The sequence below is a fragment of the Actinotalea sp. Marseille-Q4924 genome, from assembly GCF_916618755.1.
Classification (GTDB): Bacteria; Actinomycetota; Actinomycetes; order Actinomycetales; family Cellulomonadaceae; genus Actinotalea.
Map to the genome: position 1 here is coordinate 392,553 of NZ_CAKAKB010000001.1, position 14,376 is coordinate 406,928.

General features: G+C 71.5%; 11 protein-coding genes. 9 read left to right on the forward strand and 2 right to left on the reverse strand.

Translation table 11 applies throughout. From position 1 onward, the window contains the following. Positions 1 to 64: 64 nt before the first annotated feature. From proC to mmsB, 8 genes are all read left to right on the forward strand, one after another. Positions 65 to 886 (forward strand): pyrroline-5-carboxylate reductase, encoded by an 822-nt coding sequence (proC, locus tag LG379_RS01865; protein WP_225752899.1) that lies wholly within the window; start codon positions 65 to 67, stop codon positions 884 to 886. Next, a complete protein-coding gene (locus tag LG379_RS01870; RefSeq protein ID WP_370634408.1) occupies positions 883 to 1,971 on the forward strand; it encodes a LacI family DNA-binding transcriptional regulator in 1,089 nt (362 codons plus the stop codon). The genes proC and LG379_RS01870 overlap by 4 nt, the downstream gene beginning before the upstream one ends. A gap of 151 nt (positions 1,972 to 2,122) precedes the next feature. Continuing rightward, a complete protein-coding gene (locus LG379_RS01875; protein ID WP_225752900.1) occupies positions 2,123 to 3,832 on the forward strand; it encodes a xylulokinase in 1,710 nt (569 codons plus the stop codon). Next, positions 3,829 to 4,560 (forward strand): L-ribulose-5-phosphate 4-epimerase, encoded by a 732-nt coding sequence (locus LG379_RS01880; RefSeq protein WP_225752901.1) that lies wholly within the window; start codon positions 3,829 to 3,831, stop codon positions 4,558 to 4,560. The genes LG379_RS01875 and LG379_RS01880 overlap by 4 nt, the downstream gene beginning before the upstream one ends. Continuing rightward, positions 4,557 to 6,065, forward strand: a complete 1,509-nt coding sequence (gene araA, locus LG379_RS01885) for an L-arabinose isomerase (protein ID WP_225752902.1) — start codon at positions 4,557 to 4,559, stop codon at positions 6,063 to 6,065. The genes LG379_RS01880 and araA overlap by 4 nt, the downstream gene beginning before the upstream one ends. A 563-nt stretch (positions 6,066 to 6,628) precedes the next feature. Further along, complete coding sequence (chvE, locus tag LG379_RS01890) at positions 6,629 to 7,825, forward strand: multiple monosaccharide ABC transporter substrate-binding protein (RefSeq protein ID WP_225752903.1); 1,197 nt, start codon at positions 6,629 to 6,631, stop codon at positions 7,823 to 7,825. Between the two features lie 96 nt (positions 7,826 to 7,921). Further along, positions 7,922 to 9,469 carry a multiple monosaccharide ABC transporter ATP-binding protein gene (gene mmsA / locus LG379_RS01895; protein WP_225752904.1) on the forward strand — a complete coding sequence of 516 codons (1,548 nt, stop codon included), beginning with the start codon at positions 7,922 to 7,924 and terminating at the stop codon, positions 9,467 to 9,469. Continuing rightward, positions 9,466 to 10,650, forward strand: coding sequence for a multiple monosaccharide ABC transporter permease (mmsB, locus tag LG379_RS01900; RefSeq protein ID WP_225752905.1), 1,185 nt, complete (start codon positions 9,466 to 9,468; stop codon positions 10,648 to 10,650). Before mmsA ends, mmsB begins: the two co-directional genes overlap by 4 nt. An 87-nt stretch (positions 10,651 to 10,737) precedes the next feature. Here mmsB and LG379_RS01905 read toward each other — a convergent pair whose 3' ends face one another. Together LG379_RS01905 and LG379_RS01910 are read right to left on the reverse strand one after the other, a co-directional pair. Next, entirely contained in the window at positions 10,738 to 11,424 is a 687-nt protein-coding gene (locus tag LG379_RS01905; protein ID WP_225753328.1) for a TrkA family potassium uptake protein, read from the reverse strand. Between the two features lie 91 nt (positions 11,425 to 11,515). Continuing rightward, positions 11,516 to 12,886: a TrkH family potassium uptake protein gene (locus LG379_RS01910; RefSeq protein WP_225752906.1), complete on the reverse strand. Its 1,371-nt coding sequence runs from the start codon at positions 12,884 to 12,886 to the stop codon at positions 11,516 to 11,518. Positions 12,887 to 13,147: 261 nt separating this feature from the next. Here LG379_RS01910 and LG379_RS01915 point away from each other — a divergent pair, with 261 nt between their 5' ends. Then, positions 13,148 to 14,329, forward strand: coding sequence for an acetoin utilization protein AcuC (locus LG379_RS01915; RefSeq protein WP_225752907.1), 1,182 nt, complete (start codon positions 13,148 to 13,150; stop codon positions 14,327 to 14,329). Positions 14,330 to 14,376: the final 47 nt, after the last annotated feature.

The window sequence follows — 14,376 nt, forward strand, 5'->3', positions numbered from 1 at the left end:
GCCATGAGCCAACGATGAGCGCTGCGGACCGCTCGGGAGCCACGCACCACCACCGGGAGTCGAGATGACGGACGTGTCGAGGCTGGCGCTGCTGGGTGGCGGCGTCATGGGTGAGGCGGTGCTGGCCGCCGTCGTGCGGGCCGGTGTCCCGGCGGACGGCGTCACCGTCTGCGAGAAGCGCGCCGAGCGCGCCCAGGAGCTCGAGCGGACTCACGGGGTGCGGACCACCGCCGACGCCGCCGAGGCCGTCCGCGACGCCGAGGTGGTCGTCGTCGCGGTCAAGCCTGGGGACGTGGGCGGCGTGCTCCGGGAGATCGCCCCCGCGCTCGCCGACGGCGCCCTGCTGATGAGCGTCGCCGCCGGCCTCTCCGCGTCGTTCTACGAGCGGCAGCTGCCCGCCGGGACGCCGGTGCTGCGCGTCATGCCCAACACGCCCGCGCTGGTGGGTGCCGGTGCGACCGCCGTCGCCCCGGGCGCCGCGGCCACACCCGACCACGTGCGCACCGGGACGGAGCTGCTCGCCGCGACGGGCCTGGTGGTGGCCGTCGCGGAGAAGGACATGGACGCCGTCACGGCGATCTCCGGCTCGGGGCCCGCGTACGTCTTCGCCCTCGTCGACGCGCTGGCCGAGGCCGGCGTGCTGCTCGGGCTGACCCGGGACCGAGCGCTGGAGCTGGTGACGGCGACGTTCCGGGGCGCCGTCGCCCTCATGGACGACACGGGCGACCACCCGGTCCTCCTCCGCGAGCGCGTCACCTCACCCGGCGGCACGACCGCGGCCGGGCTGCGCGAGCTGGACGCACGTGGCGTGCGGGCCGCCGTCGTCGCCGCGGCCGTGGCCGCGCGGGACCGGTCACGCTCCCTCAGCGCCGAGCTCGAGGGGTGAGCGACGGGCGCACCCCGGTCCGACGCGACGGGGTGCTGGAGCAGGAGCGGGCGGTGCGGCGCCGGGTCGAGGGCCGGCAGCCGTCGATGAGCGACGTCGCCGCGCGTGCCGGGGTGTCGCACCAGACGGTGTCGCGGGTGCTCAACGCGCACCCCTCGGTCCGCGACGAGACGCGGCGACTCGTGCTCGAGGCGATCGAGGAGCTGGGCTACCGCCGCAACGCGGCGGCGCGGGCACTGGTGACCCGGCGCACCGCGACGATCGGCGTCGTCACGTCCGGCTCGGCCCTCTTCGGCCCGACCAGCACGCTCATCGCCGTGGAGAACGCGGCGCGCGACGCGGGGTACTTCGTCAGCGTGGCCACCGCCGCGCGCTGGGACACGGCGATCCTCACCGAGGCGCTCGAGCACTTCATGGCCCAGAGCGTCGACGGCGTGGTGGTCATCGCCGCCCACGACGAGGCGGTGAGCGCCGTGCGCGCCTTCCCCTCCCCGGTCCCGGTCGTCATGGTGGGCCCGAAGGAGGCGCCGGGTACCGGCGTGCACGCGGTGACGTTCGACCAGTACGGCGGCGCGCGGCTCGCGACGCGGCACCTGGTCGAGCTCGGCCACCGCGAGGTCGTCCACGTGTCGGGACCCCTCAACTGGCTCGACGCCCGCGAGCGCGCGCTGGGGTGGCGTCACGAGGTGCGGGCCGCCGGGCTCGCCGCCACGCCGGCTGTGCCGGCCGACTCCTGGAGCGCCGACCGGGGCTACGAGGTGGGCCGGGACCTCCTGCGCGACGGGCTGCCGACCGCGGTCTTCGCCGCCAACGACCAGCTCGCGCTCGGCATGCTCCGGGCGTTCGCGGAGGCCGGCGCCCGGGTGCCCGACGACGTCTCCGTCGTCGGCTTCGACGACGTGGACGGGTCCGCGCAGTTCTACCCGCCGCTGACGACGGTCCGCCAGGAGTTCGGCGAGCTGGGCAGACGGTGCCTGCGGATGCTCCTGGACCTCCTCGCGGGCGGGGACGTCGACCCCGTCGTCGTCGACGCGCGTCTGGTGGTCCGTGCCAGCACGGGCGCTCCTCCCCGCCGACCCGACTGAGACCGCAGGGGCGTCGTCGGAGCAGGGCTGCGAGCCGGGTGGGCCGGCACGGCGTCACCCCGATGGTCCCTTGACAGCGCGATTCATGTTAGCGCTAACATCGACGACGATGGGCCCGGGCGCGGGTCCGCGCAGCGGAGCGAGGAGCAGCATGGGTCCGGACCACGACGAGCACGACCACCGCGACGACGTCACGGCGGGGCGCGCGGTCCTCGGCATCGAGCTCGGCTCCACGCGCATCAAGGCCGTGCTGGTCGGTCGGGACGGCACCACGCTGGCCGCCGGCGGCCACGACTGGGAGAACCAGCTCGTCGACGGGCGCTGGACCTACGCCCTCGAGGCCGTCTGGTCCGGGCTCCAGAGCTGCGTCGCCGCGCTGCAGGACGACGTGGAGCGCCGGTACGGCGCCCGCCTCACCGATGTGGGCGCCCTCGGCGTGTCCGCGATGATGCACGGCTACCTGCCGTTCGACGCCGACGGCGAGCTGCTCGTCCCGTTCCGCACGTGGCGGAACACGAGCACGGGCGCGGCCGCCGCGGAGCTGAGCGAGCTCCTGGGCCACAACATCCCGCTGCGCTGGTCCGTCGCGCACCTCTACCAGGCGGTCCTCGACGACGAGCCGCACCTGGCACAGGTCGACTTCCTCACCACGCTCGCGGGGTACGTCCACTGGAGGCTCACCGGCCGGAAGGTCCTGGGGGTGGGAGACGCGTCGGGGATGTTCCCCATCGACCCGGCCACGCGGACCTACGACGCGCGCATGCTCGCGGCGGCCGACGAGCGGATCGCCACCAGCCGTCCCGGCCTGCGCCTCACCGACCTCCTGCCGGAGGTGCTCGTCGCCGGCCAGGAGGCGGGCCGCCTGACCCCGGAGGGCGCGGCGCTGCTGGACCCGACCGGGACGCTGCGGCCCGGTGCGGCGCTGTGCCCGCCGGAGGGCGACGCGGGGACCGGCATGGTCGCCACCAACGCCGTCGCACCGCGCACCGGGAACGTGAGCGTCGGGACCAGCGTGTTCGCGATGGTCGTCCTCGAGCGCCCGTTGGAGCGCGTGCACCACGAGCTGGACGTCGTCACGACCCCCGCGGGCGACCTCGTCGCGATGGTGCACTGCAACAACGGCGCGAGCGAGCTGGGCGCCTGGGCGGAGGTCTTCGGGCAGTTCGCCGCGGCGCTGGGCACCCCGGCGGAGCCCGACGCGGTCTTCGGCGCCCTGCTTCGTGAGGCGCTCACGGGCGAGGCGGACGCCGGCGGCGTCGTCGCCTACAACTACCTCGCGGGCGAGCCGATCACCGGGCTGGCGGAGGGCCGACCGCTGATCCTGCGCACGCCCGACAGCCGGCTGACCCTCGGGAACGTCGTCCGCGCCCAGGTGTACGGCGTCTTCGGGACGCTGAGCCTCGGCATGCGCGTGCTCGCCGGGGAGGGAGTCGAGCTCGACACGCTCTTCGCGCACGGCGGGCTGTTCCGTACCGCGGGCGTCGCGCAGCGGCTCCTCGCGGCCGCCGTCGGCGCGCCCGTGGCCGTCGCACGGACGGCGTCGGAGGGCGGGCCCTGGGGCATGGCCGCACTCGCCGCGTACCTCGAGGTGGCGGGGGAGCAGGACCTGCAGACCTTCCTCGACGACGTCGTGTTCGCGGACGCCGAGGTCGACGTCGTCGAGCCGGACGCCGACGACGTCGCGGGCTACGCCGTGTACCTCGAGCGCTACAGCGCCGGGCTCGCGGCGCAGCGCGCCGCGGTCGCGTCGGTGCCGGCGGCGGGCGCCACGGACGGCACGGCGGCGGGCGCCACGGACGGCACGGCGGCGGGCGCGCCGGGTGCTGCGACGAGCACGGACAGGACAGGGGAGCAGGCGTGACGACGACGGATCTGGACCACTTCGACGTGGCGGTGCGCGAGGAGGTCGAGCGCGTCCGCGAGGTCGTCGCCCGGCTGCACGCGGAGCTGCCCCGCTGGGGGCTGGTCGTGTGGACGGCGGGCAACGTCTCGCAGCGGCTCACCACGGCCGACCTCTTCGTCATCAAGCCCAGCGGCGTCACGTACGACGAGCTGACTCCCGAGGCCATGGTCGTCTGCGACCTGGACGGGAACCTGGTGGACGGTGACCGGGCGCCGTCGTCGGACACCGCCGCGCACGCGTACGTCTACAAGCACATGCCGCACGTGGGCGGCGTCGTCCACACGCACTCCACGTACGCGACGGCGTGGTCCGCGCGCGCGGAGGAGATCCCCTGCGTGCTCACGATGATGGCCGACGAGTTCGGCGGGCCGGTCCCGGTCGGCCCGTTCGCGCTCATCGGCGACGACTCGATCGGCCGGGGCATCGTCGAGACGCTCCGCACGTCGCGCAGCCGCGCCGTCCTCATGCAGAACCACGGGCCGTTCACCATCGGCCGCGACGGCATGGACGCCGTCAAGGCGGCCGTCATGGTCGAGGAGGTCGCTCGGACCGTGCACGTCGCCCGTGAGCTCGGCGAGCTCGTGCCGATCCCGCAGCGGGACGTCGACTCGCTGTACGCCCGCTACCAGCACGTCTACGGACAGGGTGACTCCGCGCCCGTCCTCACCGAGGAGGGTCTCGCATGACCAAGCCGTACGCCGACCGCGAGGTGTGGTTCCTCACCGGGAGCCAGGACCTCTACGGCGAGGAGACCCTGCGTCAGGTGGCCGAGCAGTCGCAGGCCATCGCGCGGGCGCTCGACGACGCCGACGTCGTCCCGGCGAAGGTCGTGTGGAAGCCCGTGCTCAAGGACCGCGAGGCGATCCACCGCATGGCGCTCGAGGCCAATGCCGACCCGGCGTGCATCGGCGTCATCGCCTGGATGCACACCTTCTCGCCGGCCAAGATGTGGATCGTCGGGCTGGACGCGCTGCGGACGCCCCTGCTCCACCTGCACACGCAGGCGAACGTCGAGCTGCCGTGGTCGACGATCGACTTCGACTTCATGAACCTCAACCAGGCGGCGCACGGCGACCGGGAGTTCGGCTACATCCAGACCCGGCTCGGCGTGGCGCGCAAGACCGTCGTCGGTCACGTGTCCCACCCGGTCGTGCAGCAGAAGGTGGCCGACTGGGTGCGCGCGGCGGCGGGCTGGGACGCGGTGCGGACGCTGCGCCTCGCCCGCTTCGGCGACAACATGCGCAACGTCGCGGTGACCGAGGGCGACAAGACCGAGGCGGAGCTGCGGCTCGGGGTCTCGGTGAACACCTGGGGCGTCAACGAGCTGGTCGCCGCCGTGGAGGCGGTCGACGACGCAGCGGTGGACGTGCTGGTCGCCGAGTACGAGGAGCTGTACGACGTCGTCCCGGAGCTGCGGGCCGGCGGGGAGCGTCACGACTCCCTGCGTTACGGCGCCCGGCAGGAGCTCGCGCTGCTGGAGCTGCTTGGTGGCATCGGCGCGATGGCGTTCACGACGACGTTCGAGGACCTCGGCGCGCTGCGGCAGCTGCCGGGCCTCGCGGTGCAGCGGCTCATGGCCGCCGGCTACGGCTTCGGCGCGGAGGGGGACTGGAAGACCGCGATCCTCGTCCGCGCGGCGAAGGTCATGGGACAAGGCCTGCCGGGCGGCGCGTCGCTCATGGAGGACTACACGTACAACCTGGTCCCCGGCGACGAGAAGATCCTGGGCGCCCACATGCTCGAGATCTGCCCGAGCCTGACGACGTCGCGCCCGTCGCTGCAGATCCACCCCCTGGGCATCGGCGGCAAGGAGGACCCGGTCCGCCTGGTGTTCGACACCGACGCCGGCCCGGGCGTCGTCGTCGCGATGTCCGACCTGCGCGAGCGGTTCCGCCTCGTCGCGAACGCCGTCGAGGTCGTGCCGCCGGACGCGGACCTGCCGCACCTGCCGGTGGCGCGTGCGGTGTGGAAGCCGAGGCCGGACTTCGCGACGTCGGCCGAGGCCTGGCTCATGGCGGGCGCCGCCCACCACACGGTGCTCAGCACGCAGGTGGGGGTGGACGTCTTCGAGGACTTCGCGGACATCGCCCGGACCGAGCTCGTCGTCATCGACGAGGGGACGACGTCGCGGGGCTTCGCGAAGGAGCTGCGGTGGAACCAGGCGTGGCACCGCCTCGCGCAGGGGTTCTGACCGTGGTCGGTGGACGGCTCGAGCGAGGACGGAGGTCGCCGTCGCGCGCCGCCCGGCACTGACCACGGGCAAGCGCGCAGAAGCGGCAGGAAAAGCGGGAGTCAATTCTCGGACGGGAATGCTTCGTACATTCCCAAGAAATGCGCGGGGAAGCGGGCCGTCCCGCGCCGCGCGACATGGTACCGCCGTCCCCCACCGGCGGTCTTCTGGCGCACCCACGACGCGCTGACCTGCATGATCGTCGTGATCTGGGACTTTTGTCCGGCGTCGGTGGGATCGCTCCGACTCGTTATGAATTCGCAATCGGAATTGGGATGCACGGCGTTGACGCGCCCCGTGCGGGCCGCGAAGGTGTGAACGTGCTCGGGCGAGTCCGCCCGAGGGCACGGCGGTGGGCCGGGCGCTGGCGCCCGGATCGGCCGTCGTCCCGGCGGGCCCCGATGGCACGACCAGCACGTCAGAGGACGACGAACACTCCTGACCGGTGACAGAGCCGGCAGGTCGCCAGGGCCGGTCGGACGACCTGAGCTCTGCACCAGCAGTGATCTCGAGGAGGAGAGAGCATGCGTACGAGGAAGATCGCCGCGGTCGCGGCAGGTCTGACGCTCGCGATGAGCCTGGCCGCCTGTGGCGGCGGGGGCGCGGGTGACACCGGCACCGACACCGGCACGGACGCCGGTAGCGAGGACACCGGCTCCGACGAGGGCGGTGACGGCGGCGAGGGTGGCGAGGGTGGCCTCATCGGCGTCGCGATGCCGACCCAGACGTCTGAGCGCTGGATCGCCGACGGCGAGGCCGTCAAGGCAGGCCTGGAGGAGGCCGGCTACGACGTCGACCTGCAGTTCGCGGGCGACGACATCCCGGTCCAGCAGCAGCAGATCGACCAGATGATCACCAAGGGCGCCGAGGCGCTGATCATCGCCGCGATCGACGGCACGGCGATCTCCGGGCAGCTCGAGGCCGCGGCCTCGGCAGGCATCCCGGTCATCTCCTACGACCGCCTCATCCGGGACAGCGAGAACGTCGACTTCTACGTGACGTTCGACAACTTCCAGGTCGGCGTGCAGCAGGCGACGTCGCTCCTGGTCGGCCTCGGGCTGATGGACCAGGAGGGCAACGAGACCGACGCCGCCGGGCCCTTCAACATCGAGCTCTTCGCCGGCTCTCTCGACGACAACAACGCCTTCTTCTTCTTCGACGGCGCCATGTCGGTCCTGCAGCCGTACATCGACGAGGGTGTCCTCGTCGTGAAGTCCGGCCAGACGGACATCGAGCAGGTCGCCACGCTGCGGTGGCAGCAGGAGACCGCGCAGAAGCGCATGGAGGACCTGCTGACGTCGACCTACAACGACGGCACCAAGGTCCAGGGCGTCCTGTCCCCGTACGACGGCCTGTCCCGCGGCATCATCACCGCGCTGCAGAACGCCGGCTACGGACCGGGCATCGACGCCGGCATGCCGATCGTCACCGGTCAGGACGCGGAGATCGCCTCGGTCAAGCTCATCGCCGACGGCGTGCAGTTCTCCACGATCTTCAAGGACACCCGCAAGCTCGCCGACCAGGCCGTCGTGGCCGCCGAGGCGTACCTCTCGGGTGGTGAGCCGGAGGCGAACGACACCAAGACGTACGACAACGGCGTGAAGGTCGTCCCGTCGTACCTGCTCGAGTCGGACATCGTCTACGCCGACAACATCACCGAGCTCCTGGTCGACTCCGGCTACTGGAGCGAGTCCGAGGTCGAGTCCGGCGTCGCCGAGTGACCTGAACGACGTACACCGTGCCGGTCCGGCGGGACGCTCCCGCCGGACCGGCACGCACCCGTCCGTGGCCACCGAGAGACGAAGGACTGAGGCCGCATGAGCACGAACATCTTGGAGATGCGCTCCATCACCAAGACGTTCCCGGGCGTGAAGGCGCTCCAGGACGTCACGCTGGAGGTACGGCGCGGTGAGATCCACGCCATCTGCGGGGAGAACGGCGCCGGCAAGTCGACCCTGATGAAGGTGCTGTCGGGCGTCTACCCGCACGGCACGTACGAGGGCGACATCGTCTTCGACGGGGAGACGGTCTCCTTCGGCTCGATCAACGACAGCGAGCACAAGGGCATCGTCATCATCCACCAGGAGCTGGCGCTGGTCCCGTACGCCTCCGTGGCGGAGAACATCTTCCTCGGCAACGAGCAGCGAGGCGCCGGCGGCCTGATCGACTGGAACAAGACGAACCACATGGCGGCGGAGCTGCTCGCCCGCGTCGGCCTCAAGGAGAACCCGACGACGCCGGTGGGCTTCCTGGGCGTCGGCAAGCAGCAGCTCATCGAGATCGCCAAGGCGCTGTCCAAGGACGTGAGCCTGCTCATCCTGGACGAGCCCACCGCTGCCCTGAACGACTCGGACTCCGAGCACCTGCTCGAGCTCCTGCGGGGCCTCAAGCAGCAGGGCATCACCTCGATCATGATCTCGCACAAGCTCAACGAGATCGCCGAGATCGCGGACCGCACGACGATCATCCGCGACGGCCGGACGATCGAGACCATCGACATGTCCGACGCGACGGCCAACCAGGACCGGATCATCAAGGGCATGGTCGGCCGCGACCTCGAGCACCGGTACCCCGAGCGCACGCCGCACGTCGGTGAGGAGATGCTCCGCGTCGAGGACTGGACCGTGCACCACCCCACGCAGGCGGACCGCCTCGTGGTCGACCGGGCCAGCTTCACCGTCCACGCCGGCGAGGTCGTGGGCATCGCGGGGCTCATGGGCGCAGGGCGTACCGAGCTGGCGATGAGCATCTTCGGCCACAGCTACGGCCGCAACATCACCGGACGCGTGTACAAGCGCGGCCAGGAGATCCAGACGCGCACCGTGAGCGAGGCGATCGGCCACGGCATCGCGTACGCCACCGAGGACCGGAAGAAGTACGGCCTCAACCTCATCGAGGACATCAAGCGCAACATCTCGGCAGCGGGCCTGCACAAGATGTCCCGCCGCGGCTGGGTCAACGACAACGAGGAGCTGAAGGTCGCCGAGGAGTACCGGGGGAGCCTCAACATCAAGACCCCCAGCGTGCTGGCCGTCGTCGGAAAGCTCTCCGGCGGGAACCAGCAGAAGGTCGTCCTGTCGAAGTGGATCTACACCGACGCGGACGTCCTCATCCTCGACGAGCCGACGCGAGGCATCGACGTCGGCGCGAAGTACGAGATCTACACCATCATCAACCGGCTGGTCGCAGCGGGGAAGGCGGTCGTCGTCATCTCCTCCGAGCTGCCCGAGCTCCTCGGCATCTGCGACCGGATCTACACCCTCGCCTTCGGGCGCATCACGGGTCAGGTGCCGGTCGCCCAGGCCAGCCAGGAACGGCTCATGGAACTCATGACCCAGGAGAAGGAAACGGACAAGGTGCCATGACCGGTATCGCAAGCATCCGGGAGCTCATGACCCGGAACATCAGGCAGAGCGGCATCTACATCGCCTTCGTGGTGATCATCGCGCTGTTCACATTCATCACCGACGGGCTGCTGCTCAACCCGAACAACCTCTCGAACCTCGTCCTCCAGTACTCCTACATCCTGATCCTGGCGATCGGCATGGTGATCGTCATCATCGCCGGGCACATCGACCTGTCGGTCGGCTCGGTGGTCGCCGTGACCGGTGCGATCTCCGCGACGATCGTCATCAAGAACGGCCTTCCCTGGTGGATGGGCGTGCTCGCGGCGCTCGCCGCCGGTCTGGTGATCGGGGCCTGGCAGGGCTTCTGGGTGGCGTTCGTCGGGATCCCCGCGTTCATCGTGACGCTGGCGGGCATGCTCCTGTTCCGCGGCCTCACGCTGCTGATCCTCGACAACATCTCCCTGTCGCCGTTCGGCCAGCCCTACACGACGATCGCCGCGGGCTTCCAGAACGGCCTGCTCGGCGGGCCCGGGTACGACGTGTTCACGCTCGTGGTCTTCGCCATCGCCGTCGCGGCGTACGCGTTCAGCCAGTGGCGTGCGCGTCGAGGTCGGATCGCCTACCAGCAGACGGTCGAGGCCTTCCCGCTCTTCGTGCTGAAGATCGTCGTCATCGGCGCCGTCGTCATGTGGTTCGCGTACCAGCTGGCGAGCAGCCGTGGCCTGCCCAACGTGCTGATCCTGCTCGCCTTCCTCATCGTGACGTACTCCCTCGTGACGAGCCGGACCGTCTTCGGTCGGCACGTCTACGCGATCGGCGGCAACCTCTCGGCGGCCCAGCTGTCCGGCGTCAAGGTGAGGTGGGTCAACTTCTTCATCTTTGTCAACATCGGCTTCCTGGCCGCGGTCGCGGGCGTCGTCTTCTCGTCCCGCTCCAACGCGGCGCAGCCCGCTGCGGGCAACATGTTCGAGCTCGATGCGATCGCGGCGTGCTTCATCGGTGGCGCCGCCGTGACCGGTGGCGTCGGCAAGGTCACCGGCGCGATGGTCGGTGGTCTGATCATGGCCGTCATGAGCAACGGCATGCAGCTCATGGGCGTCGACCAGTCGGTGCAGCAGGTCGTCAAGGGCCTGGTCCTGCTCCTCGCGGTCGCGTTCGACGTGTGGAACAAGCGCCGGGCGGGTGCCGTCTCCCGCTGAGGCGTCGGAGCGCTCCGGCACAGCGGGCGCACCCAGACGAAGGCCCGGCCCCGAGAGGGGGCCGGGCCTTCGTGCTGCAGGGACCGCTCAGGGACGGGCGGCGAACCGCTCGAGGAGCTCCGCGTGGCCGGAGACGACGAGCAGGTCGTTGGCGGAGATCCGCGTGTCCTCGGTCGCGTAGACGAACTCCTCACCGGGGGGCTTCACGCCGATGACCGTGACGCCGTACCGCTGGCGGATCTGCGACTGGCCGATCGTGAAGCCCTGCGTCTCGCGCGGCGGGCGCATCTTGACGATGGTGAAGCCGTCCTCGACCTCGATGTAGTCCAGGAGCTTCCCGGAGACCAGGTGGGCCACGCGGTTCCCGGCGTCGGCCTCCGGGAGGACGACGTGGTGCGCACCGATGCGGTGCAGGATGCGCGCGTGCTCGTTGGAGATGGCCTTCGCCCAGATCTGGGGGGTGCCGAGGTCCACGAGGTTCCCTGCGATGAGGACGCTGGCCTCCAGCGACGTGCCCACGCCGACGACCGCGACGCCGAAGTCCCGCGCCCCGAGCTGCAGGAGCGCCTCGGGGTTGGTGGCGTCGGCCTGGACCAGCGGGAACCGACCGGTGTACTGCTCCACGAGCTGCGCGTCGCGCTCGACGGCGAGGACGTCGTGCCCGAGGCGCTCGAGCGTCAGCGCGATCGCTGTGCCGAAGCGGCCCAGACCGATGAGCAGGACGCCGGCGTCGCGCTCCTTCTCCTTGTTCTTGCCGCGCCCGCGCGCGAGCACTCCTGCGGCACGGTCTCCGATGCCCTGGCTCGGGCTGAGGCCTGTCGGTCGGGGGACCTCCAGCCCGCTGGGCGGGTCGTGGTCGAACGCGTCAGCCAATGATCGGCCTCTCCTCGGGGTACCGGATGACGCGGCGACGGTCGCGCAGCGCGAGCGCGGCGGCGACGGTCATGGTCCCGGTCCTGCCGATGAACATGAGCGCGGTGATGACGTACTTCCCCGAGTCCGGGAGGGTCGGGGTGATGCCTGTCGTCAACCCTACGGTCGCGAACGCCGAGATCGTCTCGAACAGCACCACGTCGAGCCGCAGCCGCGTGATCTCGAGCAGCAGCAGGCTCGCGACGAGGACCGTCGTGGCACCGATGAAGGCGACCGCGATCGACAGGCGCAGCGTGTCCCGGGGGATGCGGCGGCCGAACGCCTCAAGGTCGTGGTCACCGCGGGCCTCCGCGAGGATCGCGAGCATGAGGACGGCGAGCGTCGTCACGCGGATGCCGCCCGCGGTCGACGCGCTGCCGCCACCGACGAACATGAGGGCGTCCGTGAGGAGCCAGGTCGCCTCGTACATGTCGCCGGTCTCGACCGTGCTGAAGCCGCCGGAGCGGGGCATGACCGAGGCGAAGATCGACGCGAGCACCTTGGACGGGACGTCGAGGGGCCCGAACGTGTCCGGGTTGCGCCACTCGAACGAGCCGATCGCCAAGGCCCCGACGCCGACCAGCAGGCTCGAGACGGTGAGGGTGAGCTTGGTGTGGAGGCTCCAGCGGCCGACGTCGGTGCGGCGGCGTGCGAGGTTGAGGATGACCGGGAAGCCGAGCGACCCGATGAAGACGCCGAGGATGATCGGCACGTTCATCCACCAGTCCCCGACGTAGGGCATGAGGCCCTCGGGCGTGGACACGAAGCCGGCGTTGTTGAAGGCCGACACCGCGTAGAAGACGCCGTGCCACAGGGCGTCGCCCAGGGACTCGCCGAGCGTGAGGAAGCGGGGGATGAGGACGAGCGCGATCGCGGCCTCGAGCGTCAGCGAGGTGATGATGACGACGCGCACGAGCGAACCGACCTCGCCCAGCTGCGCCGTCTTCGTCTCCGAGGCGGTGAGCAGGCGTTGCGTCAGCCCGATGCGTCGGGACACCGCCATGCCGAGCAGCGACGCGAGGGTCATGATCCCCAGGCCGCCGATCTTGATGGCGACGAGGATCACGGCCTGACCGAAACCCGACCAGTAGGTCGCCGTGTCGACCGTGGTGAGGCCGGTCACGCACACCGCCGACGTGGCGGTGAAGAGGGCGTCGACGAACGCGGCGGACTCCACGCCGGCGGTCGCCTGGGGGAGCAGGAGGAGCCCCGTGAAGAGGGCGACCACGGCGGCGAAGACGGAGAGGGCGAGACGGGCCGGGTGGTGCCGGGCGAGGTCGTCCACCCACTCGCGCCCGATGAGGAGCGGCTGCGGTATCTCCACGCGCACCTCCGTCCGTCCGGGTGACGGCCGGGCGCCGTCGTCGTCGCCCACTGTGGCACCGCCCACTCTGGCACCGCGCGCCGGTTCCGCGCGGGACGTGACGCGGATGACGACGCCGTCGTGCCGGAGACGGGGCGGCGGCCCGACCGGCAACCGCCGGTGGAGGCGCTCGACCGGCGGCCGCCTGGCCGGGCGGGCGGCGCGCGGTCTGCGGGCGTGACGCGTGTCACGCGCACCGCTCGCGGCGGGCTACGGTGGACCATGCTGACGCGGGTCGTGTGGTCCCCGGCGCTCCTCGGCTACGACTTCGGCCCCGGGCACCCGATGACGCCGGTCCGTCTGGACCTGACCTTCCGCCTGGCGGCGGAGCTGGGCGTCCTCGACGCGGACGGCGTGACGCTCGTCGGTGCGGAGCCGGCGTCGGACGAGGTGCTTGCGACGGCGCACGACCCCGCCTACGTGGCCGCGGTGCAGCGCGCGTCCGCCACCGGGCGGCCCGACCCGTCGCACGGTTTGGGCACCGCGGACGACCCCTGCTTCCCGGGGATGCACGAGGCGGCGGCGCGGATCGTCACGGGCTCCGTCGAGGCGGCGGACGCGCTGTGGTCGGGGGAGGCGCTGCACGCGGTGAACATCGCCGGTGGAATGCACCACGCGATGCGGACGAACGCGGCGGGCTTCTGCATCTACAACGACGCGGTCGCCGCCATCCGGCGGCTGCTCGACGCCGGGGCGCAGAGGGTGGCGTACGTCGACCTCGACGCGCACCACGGTGACGGGGTCGAGGCAGCGTTCTGGGACGATCCCCGGGTGCTCACGGTGTCGGTGCACGAGAGCGGGCTCACGCTCTTCCCCGGGACGGGCCACCCGACGGACGTCGGGGGGCCGCACGCCCGGGGGACGGTGGTGAACGTCGCTGTGCCTGCCGGGACGTCCGACACCCGGTGGCTGCGTGCGGTGGACGCCGTCGCGCTGACCGTGGCCCGGGCGTTCGCCCCGGAGGTGCTCGTGACGCAGCACGGGTGCGACGCGCACGGCCAGGACCCGTTGACCCACCTGGACGTGTCCGTCGACGCGCAGCGCGCCGCCATGGAGCGAGTCCACGCGCTGGCGCACGACGTGTGCGCGGGGCGGTGGCTCGCGCTCGGCGGTGGCGGGTACGCGGTGACGCAGGTGGTGCCCCGTGTGTGGACGCACCTGCTCGCCATCGCCGCGCACGTGCCGATCGACGTCGGGACACCTGTGCCGGAGGGCTTCGCGGAGCACGTCCGGCTCATCACCTCCGGCGGTGAGACGCCCGCGACGATGGGCGACGGTGAGCCGCTGCGCGCGCCACGGGGCTGGGGCGAGGGCTATGACCCCCATGACGACGTCGACCGGGTCATCCTCGCGGCGCGACGGGCGGTTTTCGAGTGGCACGACCTCGATCCGCTGTACGACTAGCCGGTCACTCCTGTCACCCGTTCCACCCCTTTCACACCCGTCCCAGC

Excerpts from the sequence above, each read along its gene's own strand:
- araA (WP_225752902.1), top strand. The coding sequence starts at position 4,557 with ATGACCAAGCCGTACGCCGACCGCGAGGTGTGGTTCCTCACCGGGAGC.
- mmsB (WP_225752905.1), top strand. The coding sequence starts at position 9,466 with ATGACCGGTATCGCAAGCATCCGGGAGCTCATGACCCGGAACATCAGG.
- mmsA (WP_225752904.1), top strand. The coding sequence starts at position 7,922 with ATGAGCACGAACATCTTGGAGATGCGCTCCATCACCAAGACGTTCCCG.
- LG379_RS01875 (WP_225752900.1), top strand. The coding sequence starts at position 2,123 with ATGGGTCCGGACCACGACGAGCACGACCACCGCGACGACGTCACGGCG.
- chvE (WP_225752903.1), top strand. The coding sequence starts at position 6,629 with ATGCGTACGAGGAAGATCGCCGCGGTCGCGGCAGGTCTGACGCTCGCG.
- proC (WP_225752899.1), top strand. The coding sequence starts at position 65 with ATGACGGACGTGTCGAGGCTGGCGCTGCTGGGTGGCGGCGTCATGGGT.
- LG379_RS01915 (WP_225752907.1), top strand. The coding sequence starts at position 13,148 with ATGCTGACGCGGGTCGTGTGGTCCCCGGCGCTCCTCGGCTACGACTTC.